This is a genomic window from Propionivibrio soli, from assembly GCF_025770765.1.
GTDB classification, from domain to species: Bacteria; Pseudomonadota; Gammaproteobacteria; order Burkholderiales; family Rhodocyclaceae; genus Propionivibrio; species Propionivibrio soli.
On record NZ_JANZKY010000004.1, the window covers coordinates 182537 to 202233 of the forward strand.

Here is a 19697-nt window from a genome sequence, read left to right on the forward strand (position 1 = left end):
ACTGCCTTGTCTCTAGGCGGGGTGGGACGCTCGTCCCGTGTCGCCGAGCGCTTCGACGTACGCCGCCATGAAGCTACGTACCTGCCCGTCAGGAAACTTCACTTCGACGGTTTCGGCCAAGGTGTCGGCCGCCTCAACGCGACCTTCGCCGTAGCGAGGCACCCGAACGCGCTGTCCGGCAATGAACTCAGGAACCGGCTGCAGGCGTCGCTTCCTGGCCCGCCGCCCATGCGACGGCGAGGCAGCGGCGTCCTTGGCCACCTGCCGCGCCTCTTCTTTTTCGGCCTCGGCATAGTGGTGTAGAGCAAGGCAGGTGTCGCAGGTGCCGCAATAGTCGAACGGCGGCGCCTCGTCAAAGTGTTCGAGCAATACGCGCCACCGGCAGCGCCCACCGCGGGCATAGAAGAGCATGCGTTCGAGCATCTCGCGGTCGTTCTGAGCACGCTGAGCGTAAACGTCGAGCAAGTGTTCAAGCGCCGCCGGCTTCAAGCTATTCTTGAGCAGCCGCACGTCGCCACGGCGGTTCATCGCCAGGACCCGGCGTTCGCGCAAGAGCGAAAGCAACACGCGCAGGCGCGATTTCGGCACGTCGAGCGCTTCTTCCAGCCCGCTTAATGTCCATCCTGCCGACGAGTTGGCCTTTTCGCTCTTTGTCGGCGGCGTTTCGCCCAACGCGCCGTACAGTGCATTCAACTCGGGTGGAGAGGGATAGCGCCCGGCCATGAAAAAACTCTGCACGGCACGGTCGCGCGCCTGGTACAGCAACGTGCATTGGGCTGGTTCTCCGTCGCGCCCAGCCCGGCCCGCTTCCTGATAGTACGCATCCAGGCTCGCGGGCATCTGGGCGTGGATCACGAAGCGGATATCCGGTTTGTCGACGCCAAGTCCGAACGCATTCGGTCGCCACGACGACACGAAGTTCGCCGGCCATGAAACGCTCCTGCACGTCGTGCCGTTCGCTGGTACGCAAACGGGCGTGGTACACGGCGGCCGATTCGCGACGCTGCGCCAGTCGTTCGCAGGCTTGCTCGGCGGCCCGTATCGTCGCCGCATAGACGATGCCGCTACCGGCCGTCGTTCCAACCAAGTCGGCGAGGCGGTCAAGCCGATCTTCCTCACGCTCGAAGGTCTCGACGCGAAAGTGCAAGTTCGGCCGATAGACGCTGGCATTGATCATCTCGAAATCGTCGACACCCAACACGCGCCCGGCTTCGGCGATCACTTCGGCGGAGGCAGTCGCCGTCAGGGCGAGAACCGGTGGGCTACCCAGCGCCTGCCGCGCGCGGCCGAGTTCGAGAAATGCAGGGCGAAAATCGTGGCCCCACTGCGAGAGGCAGTGCGCCTCGTCAACAACGAAGAGGCGTATACCGCGGCGTCGGAGTTCGCCGGCAAGCTCGGCATCGGTACTCAAACGCTCCGGCGTAGTGAACAGAAGTCGGGCCGAACCGCCGCGCAGCGCTTCCCAGACCTCCTCCTCGCCCGCAGCGTCGAGTGCGCTATTGAGCGCCAGGGCGCGGATACTCAACGACTGGAGCTTGTCGCACTGATCCTTCATGAGCGCGATGAGCGGCGAGACGACGAGCGTCAACCCGCGATCAAGCAAGGCGGGAATCTGGTAGCACAGCGACTTACCGGCGCCGGTCGGCATGACGGCGAAGACGTTGCGTCCGCGAAGCACATGTTCGATCACCCTCGCCTGGCCGGCCCTGAATTCGCGAAAGCCGAAAGTCTCGTGCAACAACTGTTCGGCCCGGCGCCAGACCCCCGAGCGCGGTCGAGGAGTGCGTTCGGCACGCGCCACGCGTCGAGGCGACTCCTCACCACTTTCCGGCTCGGGAGCATCTCGGGAAATCAAGGGAAGGGCCGCTTCCCGCCCGACGATTGCGCGCGCTCCTGTTGGCCTTGAGACGAGGTTCCGTCTTTCGCCGATTTCCCGCCGGCATCCGGCGGCGGACCAAGCACCTTGTCGGCTTCCGGCGTTTCCTTGAGCAAGAAGGTGATCTCGCCGTCGTTCTCGAGGAACGCGCGGCGCACTTCGCTGAGCGTCGCGATGCCGGCCGCACGCAGTTTCGCTTCCAGTTCTTCACGCGTGATGAACTCGCGGCGCATGTTGCCTCTCAGCATGAGGCCGTCGCGTACGAGCAACAATGGAGCCGCCTCGACAAAGCGCCGCACCGGCTTGAAGTGATAACTCCCCCAGTCAAGCGCGTAGTTCCACCCGGCGATCGTCGCCACCAGCAGACATCCGTCGACGATCGACTTGTACTCGCCAGCCATCGCATTCTGGGCCGCGTCGGCAATCATCACGAGCAGGAGCACGTCGGCAATGGCGATCGAGCCGACATCGCGCCGGAGGACGAAGCGGAATAGCGCGAAGAGAAACCAGTACACAGCCGAGCCGCGGACAACGATCTCCAGCGGATTGAGCGTGAAGGTGAATAGCTCCGCGAGCTTTCCGGATTCCATGGCGGACTCATCCGGCTTGCATCGAGGTCGTCAGCTTACCGATCCGGGGTTCGCTGCCGTCGTTGGCGTCGAGGACGCAGGGGAAACGCCGACGTGGCCTGCCCGCCCGGTGCTCAACGGCACACCGGTCTCTGCGGACGATGGCCGCTGCACCGGGGGAGGTGCCGCCTCCTCCGACGCGGCGGTATGCGCCGTGTCGACCAGCGCTTCCACGTCGTACCCCTGCCCGCGCGCATAGTCGATCATGCGCTGCCGCGCGCCACTCTCAAGCGAGGGCGAACGCGAGAGCAGCCAGAGCCGGCGCCGGTCCGGTGTGCCGACCAGCGCGTACCGGTAGGCATCATCGACGAGCAACATCAGGTAATCATGGCGGAACGCGGGCAGCCAACGCACAAGGCGCGGGGCGAACGACACCTTGAGGTGCGCATTGCCGCTGCCGGCGACGAGGAGCGCTATTCCGCGCGCCGCGTGTATGCGCCCATCCGCGTAGCGGCAACGTTCGGTGACCGCGATGACCGGACGCGCACCCTGCCCCGGAACCACGGCGTAGTCGCTGGTGACGTCGCTGGCGCAGCGCTTCTCGTACGAATTGGGGAGGCGCGCGATCTCGTACCAGCGTCCGAGGTAACGCGCCAGATCGACAGGCCCTGCCGTAGACACCGGCGGCAACACTGGCGCTTTTCGGGCTACAGCCCGCTGCACCCGCGCTCCGAGGCCGTTTGCCGAACCTGCTCCACTCTCGGCCTGCGAAGCGGTTGCACGCTTGCGGGCGAGCCATTCTCCGATCGCAGGCATCACCATACCGAGCAGCAGCGCCGGTAGGCCACCGCGGGCAGCGCGACCTCCGGCCAGCACCGGAACGAAGGCCGAAAGCGCGCCGAGGATGCCAAGGAGGCGGGAGCCTCGTCCTCTGCTGCCCGGCCGTACAGGGTGCCCACGATGGCGGGAGAAAAGCAACCGGCCGAGCAGCACGGCACCGCTGCCGGCAATCGCCAGACCGATTCCGCCCTTTGAACGGACCCGCTCCTTGACGGTGCGCACGCCTTCCCGTACGCGTTCATCGCGTGCAATGACGGCGAGTTCGGCGGCGCGGATGCGCTCGTCGATATCGAGTTTTTCGTCCAGCGCTTTGGCCCGGGACGAGGACAGAGCGTGATCCTGACCGGTAGCGAAGGTCGCGCGTCCAAGTGCAGCCGACCGAGGAGCTTCGTTCATCGCGTGACCTCCCCTCTCGTCTGCCCGCTGTCTACACCTGGCGTTCGCGAATTCGCCTCAACTTTGTCGGCGTCCGGGATATGGGAAGGTGCGAGCGTCAGGCGCCGCATCGTGGCCGGCAGCGTCAGATCGTCAACCAGCGCCGCCGCGCGCCCGATTGCGATCCAGGCGCCTAAGCCGTTGAGCACGAGAATCAGCGCAAACGCGCCGTACCAAGGCACGCCGAGTGCCAGCAGAATCACCGTCACCAGCGCCCATAGCGCGACCCATGCCGTGGCGGCGAGGATCGATGCCAGGACCACGAGCACGGCCATGCGCGCGAACGAGCCGCGGGCGCGACGCAGTTCGAGCGCAAGAAGGAGAACGCGGTCGCTGATCAGGCCGGGCAGGTCATGCCAGAGCGAAACCAGCAATTGCGCCACCGACGGTTCTGCCGTTTGCTCCGACGTTGTCCGCCTGCGCCAAAAACGACGCTGCCCCGGCGCGCCGTCGGCACCGGCGCTCTCCTCCCGTTCCATCATGCGTCAGCGGACCAGCAAGCGGCCCAGCAGCATGCCGGCGGCGATCGCCACGCCGACGGAGAGAATCGGATGCTCACGCACGCAGCCGCGGCATTCTTCGAGCCAGCGTTCCTGCATTGCGTCGAGTTCCTCGATCGTGTGATGCAGCGCTTCGCCGGCCGCATTGACGCGACCGCGGATATTCTCGACGGCGGGCCCGGCCTTCTCGGCAACGCGATCGACGGCGGCATGCGCGCCTTCGGCGGCGCGGTTGACGGCGCTTTCCGCAGCGGCGGCGGTGTCGGAACTGATGGTCGGATTGGATGTAGTCATGGTGTTCTCCATTAAGTTGCGAACCGGGGCGTCGAGCGCCAGCGGTAAACGGGTGGTTGGTGGATGAGCGGCGCCGGGCTGAACCCGCCGGAACCCGCGTCGCAACCGCTTTAGGCAAACGGTGTGCCGCGCCAACGAAAAAAAGCAAGCAGGCTCGCGAAGCGGCCCGCATTGCGTCATCGGAACGGCGGTCGTCGACCGGATGCTGGCCGACATCGATGAAACTTATCGCCCCAATCCGCGCTCAATGTCCTCTGAGTTGCGCACCGGCAATTGTCATAACGGCGCCATGCCGAGAAGGTATTCATCATTAAGTTTTTCTGGAGGGAATCTGCTCACTCGACCCGAGAGCATAGAACTCGCTCGGAGCGCCCGAAGCCATGGTCGCCACCGTATTCCCCTCAATGACGCAACGCTGGTTTTTTCGGTAACTTTTACGTTATCCTCTTGTGAACCTCGCCTACTTTGGGGTCGGTTCTGAGCGTGCTCTTCTTCGCCCAGTCCGCATCACCCTTTTGACATCATGGGGCAGGCTCCCCGGACAGCGCACCCCGCTCTCGACAGTCCCAGCCTTCCCCCTTACGAGGAGAAACACTTACGATGAGCCATGCCCTGATTGTCGATGACGACAAAGACGCTGCCGAAATGATGGCTGCGTTGGTGGCCACCGAGAACTTCACCGTCGCAACCGCTTTCACGCTACGTGACGCGCGCCGCAAGATCGCGATGCAACATCCGGACATCGTCCTGCTCGACCTGCAGCTTCCTGACGGCAGCGGCATGGAGTTGTTCGACGATCCGGAGCTCCTGGCCCAATCGCAGGTCGTCTTGATTACCGGCCACGCGAGTCTCGAAAGCTCGATCCAGGCCTTGCGCCTCGGCGCGGCGGACTATCTCGTCAAACCGATCAACGTCAAGCACCTGCAAGGTATTCTCGCCAACGTGACGAAACCGGCGGTGCTGCAGGCGGAAGTCGAAACGCTCAATTCGGAGCTCGACCGCGAAGGCCATTTCGGCCTGCTCTGGGGCCGGTCGGAGCCGATGCGCCGCATTTACCAGCAGATATCGCGGGTAGCGGTCACCTCGGTGACCGTCCTGGTCACCGGCGAAAGCGGTACCGGCAAGGAAGTCGTCGCGCGCAGCGTGCACGAACTGTCGCGGCGGCGCAAAAACCCCTTCCTCGCCATCAACTGCGGCGCCATCTCGCCGAACCTGATGGAGAGCGAGATTTTCGGCCACGAGAAAGGCAGCTTCACCGGTGCCGATCGCCAACACCAGGGTTTTTTCGAACGTGCGCACGGCGGCACGCTGTTCCTCGACGAAATCACCGAAATGCCACTGGAATTACAGGTGAAGTTGCTGCGCGTGCTCGAAACCGGCCTGTTCATGCGCGTGGGATCGACGCAAAGCCAGGAAACCGATGTCCGCGTCATTGCCGCGACGAACCGACCACCCGAGCTTGCCGTAGAAATGGGCAAGCTGCGCGAGGATCTCTATTACCGATTGAACGTTTTCCCGATCGCCATTCCGCCGCTGCGCGAACGTCTCGACGACATTCCGTTGCTCGCGGGGCATTTCCTCTCCGACGTCTGCGAGAAGGAAGGCCGTGTCAAACGCTTCACGCCAGCCGCATTGCAGCGGCTGGCCGCCTACTCGTGGCCCGGCAACGTGCGCGAGTTACGCAACGTCGTCCAGCGCGCCTACGTAATGGCCGTCGAAGACACGATCACCGACGAGTGGTTGCCGTCCGACCGACCAGCCCCCGCGTCCGCCACGCCGACGGCCAACGAAAGCCAGTCGGCTCCGCTGGTCAACGTCGCCTCCGCCGCCGCGCCGCCAGCGACGAACATACCAGCCGCTCCCACGGTCCCGGCCAATGGTACGGCCGCAGCGACCGCCACTCAGGCCGGCGCGGCAGGCACGCCTCCCGCTACGCTGACCATTCCGCTGGGAACGTCCATGGCCGAGGCCGAGGCGCGTCTGATCATGGCGACGCTCGAATACTTCAACAATCACAAGGAGCGGACGGCGGCCGTCCTCGGCGTCAGCCTGAAAACGCTCTACAACCGCCTCAAGGAATACTCCGCCGACAAGAACCCAGCGGACGCTCCCCCCGCCCCCCCACCTTCTGCCACGGAGGGCGACTCCGCCGTGAGCTGAGCCGGCTGCGGCGGCTCAGCACGCGCGACAGCCCCGAAGGGCCCGGCTTCCAACTCCGGAGTCCAGCGCTTCACCTGATTCTTGCCACTGTGTTTGGCCGCGTACAAGGCCATGTCGGCGCGGCGCTGCAATTCCTCCGGTAAGCCGGCGTCGATGTCGGCGACGCCGATCGATACCGAGATCGGCGGTAGCTGGACGCCCCCATGATTGATCGTGCATGTGCCGATTTCCTCGCGCAACTGTTCCAGCCGCATGCAGGCCTCCTCGATCTGCACGCGCGGCATGAGAATCGCCAGTTCTTCGCCGCCAACGCGACAAGCGACGTCGTACGCGCGTACGAACTTACGCAGTTGTTCGGCAACCGTCTTGATCACCTTGTCGCCTGCTTCGTGGCCGAAGGTGTCGTTGAAACGCTTGAATTCGTCGATATCGGCGATGGCCAGGATCAGCCCTTCGCCCGTGCGTTGCGAGCGGCTCAGTTCCCGCCGCAGCGTGTCGTCGAAGTAACGCCGGTTGTACAGATCCGTCATACCGTCGCGCACGGCTTGCTCGCGCAACGAGGTGCGCAGGCGCAGGTTGGCCAGCGAAAGCTTGAGCGCGTCGGCGAAGGTCTCGGCGCCCCAGGCGGCAATGCGTAATTCGTCCTCGTTCATTGCCTCGTGAGCCACGAGATGCAGCGCACCCGGCCGGTCGAAGCTCATCAGCAATGGCGCGCAGATGGCATGCGTGATCGCTTTCGCTTGGCCGTTGAAGTGCGGGCAGATTGGCGACAGCGTATCCGGCGAGCCGACCACGCTCTGGTGCATGCGGCCCCGACGTACAGCCCAGCAATCGACCTCTTCCGATTGCTCGCGATTGAAAGGCTCACCCCACGCGGCACCGGTTTCCATCATGCCGTCGGAATCGGCAAAGGTCAGCGCGCCGCTCCAACGCGGGAACAGCCTTGAACCGCCGCGTGCAATGATCTGCCGGCTTTCGGCCTCGCTATCGCAAAGCTGCACGAGTTCGGTGATTTGCTGCAGCGTCCGCATGAACTCCTGTCCCCGGTCCATGCGGTGTACGACGTCTTGTAGTGCCTGGTTGCGCTCGGCGGCTTCGACTTCCGCTTCCTTCAGCCGGTTGATGTCGACAAGGTAGGCACGCAGCAGATTGCCGTCCGGCGAACGTTCGCCGCCCAAGTGCAACAGGTACCACGGCCAGGCACCGTCGCTGCGGGCCAGTCGTACCTCACGCTGCACCCGCACGCCGCTACGCGTCGCCTGCTCCACCAGCACGCCGATGCCGATAAGCGACTGCGGATGCAAAAAAGCGTCCAACGGCATACCGAGCGGCGACCGCGGACCGGCGATGCCGCGCGCTTCCTGGAAGTTCGGCGAGTATTCCCGCAGGCGGTAAGGCGGTTCGGCGTCAAAGGTGAGCATGATCACCGGGCCCGAGGCAAACAGGCTGCGCTCGGCGCGCAAAGTGTGCTCGGCGTTCTTGAGCGCCTCGATGTCGGTTTGCGTCCCGATCACACGGCGCGCGACACCATCGCGCCATTCCGCGATGCGCGCATGCAGACGCACCCACCGCCAGCCACCGCGTGCGGTGCGCATGCGCACTTCGCAGGCAACTTCCTCGCGCTGACCGTCTGCGAGCGCCCGGAAGAGTTCCTGCGCCGCCGGCAAGTCCTCCTCATGGCAAAGTCGCAGCCACGGATCCGTCTGGGGCCTCAGCAGGTCGTCGGCCTGCCGATAGCCGAGCATCGCGCCCCACGGCCCGCCGAAACGAACGTTGCCTGACTCCAGATCCCACTCGAAAAACCCGGCGTTCGCGCTTTCCATCAATTGCTCATTGAGCCGCTGATGCCGCTCGGCCGTCGCCTGCCGTTCACCGTAGAGATCTCGAATTTCTTTCGCGTAAGCTTCGTTCCCCGCTCGCAGAGCGGCAAGCTGGGTCGAAAACGAGGCGGCTTCGTCATCCTGGAACCGCCTCACCGCCACCAGGAGCGCAAAGGTCGTCAGTACGCAGGCAGCGACCCCCAAAAGCAAGGGCTGCATGACGGTTCCGGGAGCCGGCTCGGCGATCGGGACCATATGTCGCCAACGAAGGTACTGCCCGCCTGCCACCGCGGCGAGCAGCAATGCCCCGCCGATGGCCCGCCGCCATTGCGGGGCGCGCGGATAAGCGATGAGCTGAACGGCGGCGAGAACGAGAACGAGGATAGCCGCCGCTCCATAACCGGATAGTGGCTCCGGCGATGTACGCCATCCTGCGAAACCGGGATACGTCAGCGTGCCGCTGACCGAGCCGACGGCCACCGTGACGGCTAAAATCGCGCTCCCATAGACCTTTCTGCGTTGACTCGGCCTTGAAACGAGTGCAAGCGCGAGGACCATGCCGGCCAATGCCGATGGAAAGGCGTACAGCGCCAGGCCGATCTCTCCAATGGGCGACGTAGCCGGTACGCGCCCCAAACGAAGCGTGAAGTCGGCCCCGACGAGCGCCAGGGCCGTGAAATAGGCGTGGGTCAGCGTCCACCCGTAACGTGCGTCCTGCCGACTCCGGACAGGAATGGCAGTGCAGCAGCCGACGCACCCGCAGACTGCGAGGTCAAAAAGGATCACCAGCACGAGCGACCAGTCGAGGTGGCCGTTTACCATGATCTCCGGTGCGGCAGGGAGAGGCTGCGGGTCATTGGCATCCGATGCGATGAAGCGGAGCGAAAAGGGAAATGGCGAGCGAAAAGGACAGCCGTCGGTGCGATGCCTCTGTCGTCCCGCGGCCGTCCCGTTTTTTCAAACCCGGAAAAATACCTGTAGCGGCAATAGTGGCAAACCGCGTGCCTGCGAAAGGCATAGGCCTGCCCCACCCGCCTTTCAGCGGGCCAGGAAGCAGGATCGCACCTATGAACAGCCCGTCGGTCAACCCGATGGTAATACCGGGAGCCCTGACCCGATGGCTAAGACTCTCCGAGTACAGCGCCCGCTTTCTCCTCCCCGCGTGCCTTCCGAGCCAATGCGCGCAACGCGACCGCAACGCTACCGGCGAAGAATTCGTCGTACTCGGGAAATGCCCCGCTCACGGCGACCACGATCCCGTCCAGACAGACGGCTCCGGCGATCAACGTGTCTCCGGCGCGCAGGAGGTGGGGAGAATCGCGCTGCACGGCGTATCCGTCGCGGCCGAGGCGCCAGGTGAGTTTTGCCTTGGCGCGAGCGAATTCGGCGTAATCGGCATCCCATGTTTTCGGGTCACCAAAGGCGCGCTCGCACAACACCGCGTCTTCGAACCTTGCTTCTCCCGGCGGCAAGGCCGGGTCCATAACGACCACGTAGAGAAATCCGCTGCCGACCACGCTCCGGTCGTCGCGTGCGACTTCAATCATAGGCGCGACGAGGTCGAGCGCTCGGTTCGCAACGTCTTCGGTCAGGTAGTGACTTCCCCGTTTCCCGTGTTTGTCCGAAGCGTTTCCGCCGGTCGCGGGTGAGGTGGCGGATTGAAGTTCATTCAGCATGCGTGTTCTCTCCAGTAGTTGCTGTGCTGGCCGATCCGAGGGCCTTTGATGTGGTCTCCGGCGCGGCGAGAGCCGCGCGCAGTTCCTCCGGCCGCAAGCGCGCGGGCAATGCCAGCCGCCCAATGGCTTCCGCCAGGGCCTCGCCGTCGTCCTCGCGTGCAATCCGGTATTGGTAGCCGGCGAGCAAGGCGCGCCGTTCCGCCTGCGTGTCGTCCTCCCCGCCGAGGAGAATCGCCGGCAGCCGATCGGCCACATCTACGCCGTTTGCCGCCTCTTCACAGCGCAAGCGCTGCACGAAATCGCGAGCTTCGCGCGCGTCTGCCGGCGCGCTATAGATGAGGACGTCGGGACGCTCGTCAGGCCGTCGCGTCGATAACCATTCGAGCGCCCCCTCTCCTGACGGATAGGCGATTTGAATCGCGCCGTACCGATAGAGATCGACCGCCGCCTCTCGCCCGCTTTCGCCGCTGACGAGAAGAACGCGCACACCGTTCAACGTGGGGCCGGTCCGGGCAAAGACCTGGTTCTCTTCTGCCGTGCCATGGGCCAGCGGGAACTCCACAAGCGTCGTCACCAGTTCGCCATCCTGCCTCGTCTCCAGCGTGCCGCCGGCTCGTTCGACGACCTCGCGCATCTCGATGGCATCGAGCAAGCCCTCCCCGGCCACCTCAGGTACCGTACCCGCGCCGTGCCGCAATTCGACACGCACCCGTTCTTCGTCACGCTCAACCGAACCATCCACACGCCGGCCCGCCGGCGTCGACGCCAGCGCGCGATAGGCCAGCGTCCACATCAGGCGTTGCAGACGGCCGGGGTCGGCGTCGATACGCACGGGCCCGGCGTTGCCGACGCGGTGAAAACCGACACCGCGCGCCTCGCCCACGGCGCTCATACGCGCGACGGCGCTATCCAGCATGCCGGTGAGGTCGACCTCGTGCATCGAGAGCCCGCGTTGCGTATGCTCGACTTCCTGCAGCTGCCGTTGCAGATGCCAGAGTTGAGCGTACAGACCGTTCTGCCGTAACAACTCCGTATGGGTGCCGCGCTCGGCGATGCGGCCGCGTTCGAGCACCAGAATCTGGTCGGCGTTGACTACCGACGACAGCCGGTGAGCAATGACGAGGGTCGTACGAGAACTCGACAACCGGTCCAGTTCGTCCTGGATGGCGCGCTCCGAGCGGCTGTCGAGAGCCGACGTCGCTTCGTCGAAGATGATGATCGGTGGATTCTTGAGCAGCGCGCGGGCGATTGCGATGCGCTGCTTTTCTCCGCCGGAAAGCATCACGCCACGTTCGCCGACTTCGGTCTGGTACTGCTCCGGCAACGAACTGATGAAATCATGCAGGCTCGCCGCCTTCGCCGCCTGAACGATCTCCTCGAACGACGCATCCGGGCGGCTATAGCCGATGTTGTAAGCGATCGTTTCGTTGAACAGGATGGTGTCCTGCGGCACGATACCGAGCGAGCGGCGCAGGCTGCTCTGCGTGACCTCGCGGATATCGATGCCGTCAACGGTAATGCGGCCCGCATTGACGTCGTAGAAACGGAACAGCAGGCGGGCCATCGTCGACTTCCCGGAGCCGCTGCCGCCGACGATGGCCACCGTGTGCCCGGCGGGAATCGAGAAATTGACGTCCCAGAGAATCTGCCGACTCGCGTCATAGCTGAAGTCGACGTGCTCGAAACGAATCTCTCCCTGCTCGACCTTCAGGTCGCGTGCTTTCGGCGCATCGGCGATCTCGGGTTTTTGTTCGAGAAGACGCAACATGCGCTCGGCATTGACGACGGCATCCCGCGCTTCGCGGAAAACGAAGCCCAGCGTGTTGAGCGGCATACAGATCTGGATCACGTAGGCGTTGACGAGTACCAGGTCACCGACCGACATCGCACCATGCACGACGTTGTAGGTCGCCAACAGCATGACGCCGGTAACACCAAGGGCGATGATGCTGCTTTGTCCGATATGCAGCGTTGACAGCGCCCGCTGGTTGCCGACGCCGACGTCAACCCACTGCGCCAGGATGCCGGCGAAACTCCTGCGCTCGAAGCCTTCGTTCGTGAAGTACTTGACCGTCTCGTGATTCATCAAGCTGTCGACAAGCCGGCCGTTCGCTGTCGAGTCGAGTTTGTTGAGTCTGCGCTGGAAGACGGCCCGGCGTTCGGTGAAGATCACCGTGAATGAAGCGTAGATCAAGAAAGCGCCGAGAATGATCGCCGTAAACCAGTTGCTGTAGGCGATGGTCATCACAACGATAACCCCGGTGATCTCAACCAGTGTCGGCAGGATCGTGAATAGGCCGACGCCGATCAGGAAGCCGATTCCATTCGTACCGCGCTCGACGTCGCGCGTCAGACCGCCGATGCGGCCGTGGGCGTGGAAGCGCGTCCCCAGGCTGTGCAGATGACTGAAGACGCGCAGCAGAAAGCTCGATTCGGTGACGCGCGTGACGCGCGCGAACACCATGTCGCGCACCTCGCTGAACGCCGTGCCGAGAAAACGCAAGACCGCGTACCCCACGACGAGTACCACCGGCAAGGCGACGAGCCCCGGCCCGGTACTCAAGCGGTCGACGATCGTCTTGAGCATCATCGGCACGGCGAGCGCCGCGAGTTTCGCGAGGATGACGAACGCCAAGGCGCTCAAGGTGCGCGCCCGGTAGTCCAGCACCGCGCCGATCAGTTGGCGATAAACAAAGGCCGTCGTCGAAGAGGAACGCATCGATTCGCTGGCGCGACGTAATTGCTAGGACGATTAGCGGGGCAAAGGCCTGTGGAGCCACCCGAAAATCCAGTTGTCGCGAACAAGCCTCGCCGATGCGAAGAAGTCGCTCCCTGCCTAGCGGTGCGCACGACAATGGTGAAAAAGCATAAGGAGCGGCGGACGACCGGGATTACCGACCGTCCGCCGCCGATGTAAAACATGCCGTTGCGAAACCCTCACGCGGTATACGGAAGGGGCCGAACGGCGTGACGCCTAGATATCGTCACTCGGTTGCCAGTAGTTGCGTTGCCCGTAGTAGGCGTGTACTTCGCTCGCCCACGTGGTGTCGGCCATTGACGGCCAGTGGTCCTTGTCGAACCCCGGCGCCGCCTTCAGGCGCTCAGCCTCGACGTCGAGAATGAAGCACTTGCGATCGATGTCGAGTGTCAGGGCCGCCCACGGAATGGCGAACAGCTTGTCGCCGATGCCGAGCAGGCCACCCGACGAGAGAACGGCGTACGCGACGCGTCCGCTCGGCACGTCGATCATGATCTCCTTGATCTTGCCCAGATCCTGGCCCTTGCTGTTGACGACGTCATCGCCTTCCAGCGTGCTGGCGGCCATGATTTCGGGTCCCGGCCCTTCCGGGATATCTCGCGGAGCACCTACGATTGCCGGCTTGGCTCCCGTCAGGGACGAGTCTTGATATGCGCTTCCCATGTTGATCTCTCCTTTCGTAACAGTATCTGCCGATACCGGTTGTAATCCGCCATTGTTCGGGCGGGATTCCGTCGCGTTCGGCAGGCTTCAAGTCACCCGCGAACACCCACTTGCAAACCTATTCGGGCAATCGTCGTGCCGAACGGAGCTTTCAGCACACCCCATCCGAAACCTTTATTTCTTCGAGACGCCGCGCGAAGGAACAGCGCCATCCGGCTCGTACGCCGCCGTCGGATTCGTACCTCGAGGCGCCGGCTGGCGAGCCTCAGAAAGAAGTGCGGAAAGAATTACCGCCGGCGCATTCCGCCGGCCGGAGCGCGCCGCACACCGCAGAACGCCGGACTCCGCGCCATTCCAGGCGAACCATCGCGCGTAGCCCGGAATGCACCGCGATGTCCCCGGGAGGCCAAACAAGCGACTCCGTACAGCGAGGCTCATCATCGTTACCTGTCTTGGCGGTCGAAAAACCCGGCCCACCGGTGGTCGCCGGCCGGCTACTCGCCGCCGCGCCCCCGACGATGAGCCGCTGCCTTGTTTTCGTCATCGCCCTGCGAGTCAGGCACGTTCGCTATACGGCCGGCCGAATCGCGCGTGCTCTTCGTTGACCGGTCAATGCGGTCTCGGCGATCGATCTGCTCTACCTCGCCTTCCGGCACAAGCGCCCCCGGGCTTTCCTGCGGCACTGGCTCCGAGGTAGGCACGTTCGACGGCGTGCCGCGCAGATCCGAGTCGCGTAGCCCTCGCGCAACATCCCGCTCGGCTTGCCGGATCATTTCCCGCGATCCTGTGCCTTCGCGTCCACCGGGACCGCGCGTTCCGGGGGCTTCGTCGCGTTCGTCAGGAAGAAAGGTGTCGCCCTCGCTCAACGGTCGAGAAACGTCGGTATCCGCTTTTTGCCTTCCCCGAGCCGCGCCCGGGGCTGTCTCGTCCTTGCGGCTCATATGGCCTCCATGCGTGAACCGCGTCCTTGGCGTTGCACATTCGGTTTTCGTTTATCAGGATGCTGCGTGAATGTGAAACAACGACCAACAACGACGCGAGAGAACATCTGCCACCGGGCAAGCCCTGTTCCTCTTTTTTTTCACCACGGCCTTTTGGTGAACGTTTTCATGACGATGCGCACGGTCGCCATGCTTCGTTCGGTCTCGCCAGTTCCAGACAGGTCAAGGAATAGCGCGCTTCTGGGCATAACGCTTGCCAATCGAGCGGCAACTTCACCGACAGGCCGAGCCCATGAGAATTGCATTGATCAGCGAACACGCTTCTCCGCTTGCCACGCAGGGCGGCGTAGACAGCGGAGGGCAGAATGTCTATGTGGCCTACGTGGCGCGCCAACTCGGGCGTGCCGGCCATCGCGTGGACGTCTTCACGCGGCGTGACGATCCTTCGCTCCCGAGAACCGTCGATTTCGCGCGCAACGTACGTGTCATTCACGTCCCAGCCGGACCGGCGCGCCCGCTTCCCAAGGAACAGCTTCTGCCGCACATGGGCGAGTTCTGCGACGAGATTGCGGCGTGGTGCGAGCATGTGCCGCGTCAATACGACGTGGCGCATGCGAACTTCTTCATGTCGGGCCTCGCAGCGCAGCGCCTGCGCGACGCTTTCGGTATTCCTTACGTGGTGACCTTCCATGCACTCGGCCGCGTGCGCCGATTCCACCAAGGCAATGCCGATGCATTCCCTCCGCACCGCATCGAGATCGAAGACGCGCTCGTTGCCAACGCTGACCGCGTGATCGCCGAATGCCCGCAGGACTTCGACGATCTGGTGCGCCTGTATCGAGCGCGCGAAGAACGCATCGATGTCGTTCCCTGCGGTGTCGACACCTCCGAACTCGGTTTCGGCGACGGTCTCGCCCGCCAGCGGCTCGGCATTGCGGAGAACGAATTCGTGGTGCTTCAACTCGGCCGCATGGTGCCGCGCAAGGGCGTGGACAATGTAATACGCGGCGTCGGCGCGCTGCGCCGCGAGCACGGCATCGACGCGAAGCTTTTGATCGTCGGCGGAGAGTCGCCCGATCCCGATCCCGGGCGTACGCCCGAAATCGGACGCTTGCAGCGGGTGGCCGAAGAGGAAGGCGTCGCCGATTGCGTGGTCTTCACGGGGCAGCGCACGCGTGCCGCGCTGCGCGACTACTACTGCGCCGCCGACGTTTTCGTCACCACCCCGTGGTACGAACCGTTCGGCATCACGCCGCTGGAAGCGATGGCCTGCGGTCGCCCGGTCATCGGTGCCGCGGTAGGCGGCATCGCGCACACCGTCGTCGACGGCGAGACGGGCTACCTTGTGCCACCTAACGACCCCGTGCGGCTTGCCGATCGACTGGCGCGCCTTTACCGCAACCCGGAGAACGCCCGCGCCTTCGGCCGCGCCGGGATGCATCGCGTACGTCATCACTTCACCTGGAAACAGGTGGCGAACGCGCTCGCCGACGTATATGAATCCTTGTGCCGGCCCGATTCCACCGACCCCGTACGTGCCGGTGCACGAACCACTGACAGACCTACCGACAGGGTGATCAATCTATGACGACAAACAACGCGATACCCCAGACCCTCGAAGGCAAGACGGCGCTCATCACGGGCGGCGCGCGCGGCCTAGGTAAGGCGCTTTGCGAAGCCCTCAGCGCAGCCGGGGCGCGCATCGTGCTCGCGGATCGGCGGTCGGACCTCGCCGAACAAACCTGCCGGGCGTTGTCCGATGCCGGGCGGCAGGCCATGTATTGCACCGTCGACGTCGGCGACGAACGTCAGGTCGCCGCCTGTTTCGACGCGGCGCGCGATCGCTTTGGCGGCGTGGACATCCTGATCAACAACGCTGCGGTCGACCACACACTGCCAATCGACGAGCTCTCGATCGAACAGTGGGATCAGGTGATGACGACCAATGTGCGTGGTCCCTTCCTCTTTTCCAAGCGTGCGGTGGCCGAGATGAAGCTTCGCAAGTCGGGGCAGATCGTCAATATCACCTCAACAGCCGCCAAGCGCGCCTGGCCCAATGCGTCGGCGTATCACGCTAGTAAATGGGCGCTGCTCGGCTTCTCGCATGCCCTGCACTCCGAACTCCGGCAGCACGGTATCAAGGTCACGGCCGTCGTCGCCGGCGGTATGCGCACGCCCTTCCTGCTCGACCGATTCCCGGATATCGACCCGGAACTGCTGCAGTCGCCGGAACGCGTCGCCAGCATGGTGGTCCACGTCCTTTCGATGCCGCCGGAAAGCGTCGTCGCCGAAATCTCCGTACTGCCGATGCGCGAAACCTCCTGGCCATAAGTCAACGCCGACGCCTGTCATGAATGCCGCCACAGACCTTCTCTCCGGCTTGGATCCGTATGATGCGGACGCAAAGGCCCCCCGCCTTGCCGAGGTCAACGACGACATCGAGGCTCCGGCGGTGCCGGTCGTCTCGGTAGTCATGCCGACCTGTAATCGGCCGCAACTGCTTTTCCGCTGCCTGAACGCACTGCTCGCACAGCGCGGCGTTCCCGGACCGTTCGAAATCATCGTCGTGGACGACGGTCGGTCGGCCAAGCAAAAGGCGGCGTTGCGCGACTATCTGCGCCGCGGTGGCCGGATCAAGATTCTTTACGTCCAGCCGCCATCGACCTCCAAAGGCCCTGCCGCCGCACGCAACACTGGGTGGAAGATGGCCCGTGCGCCGATCATCGCTTTCACTGACGACGACACTGAGCCAACGCCCGACTGGCTGGCAGAAGGATTGCGCGCGATGAAGTCCGGCGTCGACGCCGCATGGGGCCACGTCGTCGTGCCGCTATCGGGCCGTCCGACGGATTCCGAGCGCAATACCGCGGGCCTGCATGGCGCCGAGTTCGTCACTGCGAACTGCTTCGTGCGGCGGGATGCGCTGGTGCTCGTCGGCGGCTTCGACGAACGCTTCCTGCGTCCTTGGCGCGAGGATTCAGACCTGCATTTCTCTCTCCTCGAAGCGCAGTGCAACGTTATCGCGGTACCGACGGCCGTGGTTGTGCATCCCGCACGTCGGTCTCCGCCCGGCACATCGATCCGACAGCACCGGAACCTGCTTTTCGACGCCCTGCTGTTCAAGAAACACCCGCAGCTTTATCGCAAGAAGATCTCGAGCGGGCCGCCGAACCACTATTACGCGACGGTGGCGGCCGCCCTGCTGGCGCTCTCATTCGCGCTCAACCACGCACCGATCTTTGCTCTGATTGCCGCGGCCGTCTGGGCGACGCTGACGCTGCGCCTGATCGGCCGCCGCCTGCGCGGCACGTCCTTCGCGCCGAGCAACGTTCTCGACATCATTTTCAGCTCGTTCGTCATCCCGTTCGTCGCGGTCTTCTGGCGGCTCGCCGGTGCGATCCGGTACCGGGTGCTGTTCGCTTGAGCGCGGCATCGCCTCGCCTTCTTCGGAGAAACCGCCATGCCTGGCGATAAGCCTTTGCGCATCCTCACCTGGCACGTCCACGGTAACTATCTCTACTACCTGACCCAGGTTCCGCACACCTTCATCCTGCCCTTTGACCGCGAACGGTCGCCGGGCTACGTCGGCCGCGTCGGCTCGTTGCCTTGGGGCAACAACGTCGTCGAGGTTCCGGTTGAAGAGCTCGCCTCAACGTCTTTCGACTGCATCCTGTTCCAGTCGGCACGGGCTTACACGGAGGATCAGCACCGCTGGCTCAGCGAAGCGCAACGGCGCTTGCCGCGTGTCTTCCTCGAGCACGACCCACCGCAGGGGCACCCGACCAACACGCCCCACCCGGTCGACGATCCGTCCATGCTGCTCGTCCACGTGACGCCCTTCAACGCGCTGATGTGGGACAACCGGCGGACGCCGGTACACGTCGTCGAACATGGCGTCATCGTGCCTCCTAATGTCCGCTGCTCGGGCGAACTCGCACGCGGCATTGCCGTCGTCAATCATCTGGCGAAACGCGGGCGGCGCCTCGGTGCGGACGTCTTCGAAACGGCACGCGCCGAAATCCCGCTCGATCTCGTCGGCATGGAAGCCCAGCGTAGCGGAGGCCTTGGCGAGATACCTAACCTCGATCTGCCGGCTTTCCTGGCCCGCTACCGCTTCTATTTCCATCCGATCCGGTGGACCAGCCTGGGCCTCGCGGCGATCGAGGCAATGATGGTGGGTCTGCCATTGATCGGTCTTGCCACGACCGAACTCGTTACCGTGATCCGCAACGGTGAAAACGGTTATATCGACACCGACCCGCGCCGGCTCATCGAGGCGATGCGCCATCTGATCGAATCACCCGGCGAAGCGACACGTCTGGGAGAACAAGCCCGCCGGACGGCCATTGAGCGTTTCGGCATCGAACGGTTCGTCGCCGACTGGAAAAAAGTCTTCGCCGAGGCGACGTCGTAGGCGTAGCTTCGAGCGAGGATCGCTGGATCGAACCGATTGTCTGCGTCTAGGAAGGAGAACCACCCCCGGTCTCCATGCGGCGTTGTGACGAGGCGCGCCATGCGCCTGGCTGCGTCGGGGCCCTTAGTTCCCGATCGCCAGCCGCAGCGGCAAAAATGCGAAAAGCATTGGATTCTTCAGGACAATGCGCTATTGTCGACCCTCATTATTCCGTATGAATGGGCACCGCCCCGCCCTTCATGATTGCCGCCAAGGGATATCGACATGTCCTACATTCAGACCAATCCAGACCTTGTCGCCGCTTGCGGACTGTACTGCGGTGCCTGCAAGGCTTACCTGCACGCCAAGTGCAGCGGCTGTCGCGAGAACGCCAAAGCGACCTGGTGCAAGGTCCGCGCCTGCTGCTCCGACAAGCGCATTACCACCTGCGCGGAGTGCATCGAGTTCGAGAACGCGCGCGACTGCCCGAAATTCAGTAACGTGGTGTCGAAGATTTTCGGGTTCGTCTTCCGATCCGACCGGGCCGCGTGCATCGAGCAGATCCGCCTCCTCGGGGTAGAAGGCCACGCACGCACGATGGCCGAACGCGGCATTCACACGCTCAAGCGGGCCTGACGGCGATCAATCTCAACGAAGACGGAATGCCAGGGCCGGTCGGGATGTGCGCCATCAATTGACCGAGCCCGGTTTAAGGATGGGTATCCCGACGAGACATGCAGCACCTACCGCAATGGGAAATCCGTCGTTTCTA

Annotated in this window: 16 protein-coding genes and 1 pseudogene; 6 read left to right on the forward strand and 11 right to left on the reverse strand. The window is 64.0% G+C overall.

Going from position 1 to position 19697, the window contains the following annotated elements; genetic code table 11:
- Positions 1-12: 12 nt before the first annotated feature.
- The 6 genes and pseudogenes from NZ453_RS22030 to NZ453_RS06045 form a co-directional block, all read right to left on the reverse strand.
- The gene (locus NZ453_RS22030; protein WP_263769546.1) at positions 13-855 is read right to left on the reverse strand and encodes a RecQ family zinc-binding domain-containing protein; all 843 of its coding nucleotides are present in this window, start codon (positions 853-855) and stop codon (positions 13-15) included.
- Positions 856-949: 94 nt separating this feature from the next.
- Positions 950-1801 (reverse strand): annotated as a pseudogene (locus NZ453_RS22145) (RecQ family ATP-dependent DNA helicase); the annotation flags it as partial.
- Positions 1802-1851: 50 nt separating this feature from the next.
- On the reverse strand, positions 1852-2466 hold the full coding sequence (locus tag NZ453_RS06030) for a DUF421 domain-containing protein (RefSeq protein WP_263769549.1): 615 nt from the start codon (positions 2464-2466) through the stop codon (positions 1852-1854).
- 30 nt (positions 2467-2496) lie between these two features.
- Positions 2497-3681: a lipocalin family protein gene (locus tag NZ453_RS06035; protein WP_263769550.1), complete on the reverse strand. Its 1185-nt coding sequence runs from the start codon at positions 3679-3681 to the stop codon at positions 2497-2499.
- Positions 3678-4202, reverse strand: a complete 525-nt coding sequence (locus tag NZ453_RS06040; protein WP_263769551.1) for a hypothetical protein — start codon at positions 4200-4202, stop codon at positions 3678-3680. The genes NZ453_RS06035 and NZ453_RS06040 overlap by 4 nt, the downstream gene beginning before the upstream one ends.
- A gap of 3 nt (positions 4203-4205) precedes the next feature.
- Positions 4206-4514 (reverse strand): ElaB/YgaM/YqjD family protein, encoded by a 309-nt coding sequence (locus NZ453_RS06045; protein ID WP_263769552.1) that lies wholly within the window; start codon positions 4512-4514, stop codon positions 4206-4208.
- A 600-nt stretch (positions 4515-5114) separates the two neighbouring features.
- On the opposite strand from NZ453_RS06045, the gene NZ453_RS06050 reads away from it, so the two are divergent.
- Positions 5115-6674 (forward strand): sigma-54-dependent transcriptional regulator, encoded by a 1560-nt coding sequence (locus NZ453_RS06050; protein ID WP_263769553.1) that lies wholly within the window; start codon positions 5115-5117, stop codon positions 6672-6674.
- Here the strand turns inward: NZ453_RS06050 and NZ453_RS06055 are convergent.
- The 5 genes from NZ453_RS06055 to NZ453_RS06075 all read right to left on the reverse strand — a co-directional run bounded on the left by NZ453_RS06055 (position 6575) and on the right by NZ453_RS06075 (position 14532).
- Positions 6575-9316, reverse strand: a complete 2742-nt coding sequence (locus NZ453_RS06055) for a diguanylate cyclase (protein ID WP_263769554.1) — start codon at positions 9314-9316, stop codon at positions 6575-6577. The two genes, NZ453_RS06050 and NZ453_RS06055, sit on opposite strands and share 100 nt — an antisense overlap.
- A gap of 299 nt (positions 9317-9615) precedes the next feature.
- Positions 9616-10170 carry a hypothetical protein gene (locus NZ453_RS06060; protein ID WP_263769555.1) on the reverse strand — a complete coding sequence of 185 codons (555 nt, stop codon included), beginning with the start codon at positions 10168-10170 and terminating at the stop codon, positions 9616-9618.
- The gene (locus NZ453_RS06065) at positions 10160-12889 is read right to left on the reverse strand and encodes an ATP-binding cassette domain-containing protein (protein WP_263769556.1); all 2730 of its coding nucleotides are present in this window, start codon (positions 12887-12889) and stop codon (positions 10160-10162) included. Before NZ453_RS06065 ends, NZ453_RS06060 begins: the two co-directional genes overlap by 11 nt.
- A gap of 255 nt (positions 12890-13144) precedes the next feature.
- Positions 13145-13591, reverse strand: a complete 447-nt coding sequence (locus NZ453_RS06070; RefSeq protein ID WP_263769557.1) for a PRC-barrel domain-containing protein — start codon at positions 13589-13591, stop codon at positions 13145-13147.
- 494 nt (positions 13592-14085) lie between these two features.
- The gene (locus NZ453_RS06075; RefSeq protein WP_263769558.1) at positions 14086-14532 is read right to left on the reverse strand and encodes a hypothetical protein; all 447 of its coding nucleotides are present in this window, start codon (positions 14530-14532) and stop codon (positions 14086-14088) included.
- A 292-nt stretch (positions 14533-14824) separates the two neighbouring features.
- Here NZ453_RS06075 and NZ453_RS06080 point away from each other — a divergent pair, with 292 nt between their 5' ends.
- The 5 genes from NZ453_RS06080 (at position 14825) to NZ453_RS06100 (ending at position 19561) form a co-directional block, all read left to right on the forward strand.
- Positions 14825-16120 (forward strand): glycosyltransferase family 4 protein, encoded by a 1296-nt coding sequence (locus NZ453_RS06080; protein ID WP_263769559.1) that lies wholly within the window; start codon positions 14825-14827, stop codon positions 16118-16120.
- On the forward strand, positions 16117-16863 hold the full coding sequence (locus NZ453_RS06085) for an SDR family oxidoreductase (protein ID WP_263769560.1): 747 nt from the start codon (positions 16117-16119) through the stop codon (positions 16861-16863). Before NZ453_RS06080 ends, NZ453_RS06085 begins: the two co-directional genes overlap by 4 nt.
- 19 nt (positions 16864-16882) lie before the next feature.
- Positions 16883-17956 (forward strand): glycosyltransferase family 2 protein, encoded by a 1074-nt coding sequence (locus NZ453_RS06090; RefSeq protein WP_263769561.1) that lies wholly within the window; start codon positions 16883-16885, stop codon positions 17954-17956.
- A gap of 36 nt (positions 17957-17992) precedes the next feature.
- Positions 17993-18946: a glycosyltransferase gene (locus NZ453_RS06095; protein ID WP_263769562.1), complete on the forward strand. Its 954-nt coding sequence runs from the start codon at positions 17993-17995 to the stop codon at positions 18944-18946.
- A 264-nt stretch (positions 18947-19210) separates the two neighbouring features.
- Positions 19211-19561: a DUF3795 domain-containing protein gene (locus NZ453_RS06100; RefSeq protein ID WP_263769563.1), complete on the forward strand. Its 351-nt coding sequence runs from the start codon at positions 19211-19213 to the stop codon at positions 19559-19561.
- Positions 19562-19697 lie beyond the last annotated feature (136 nt).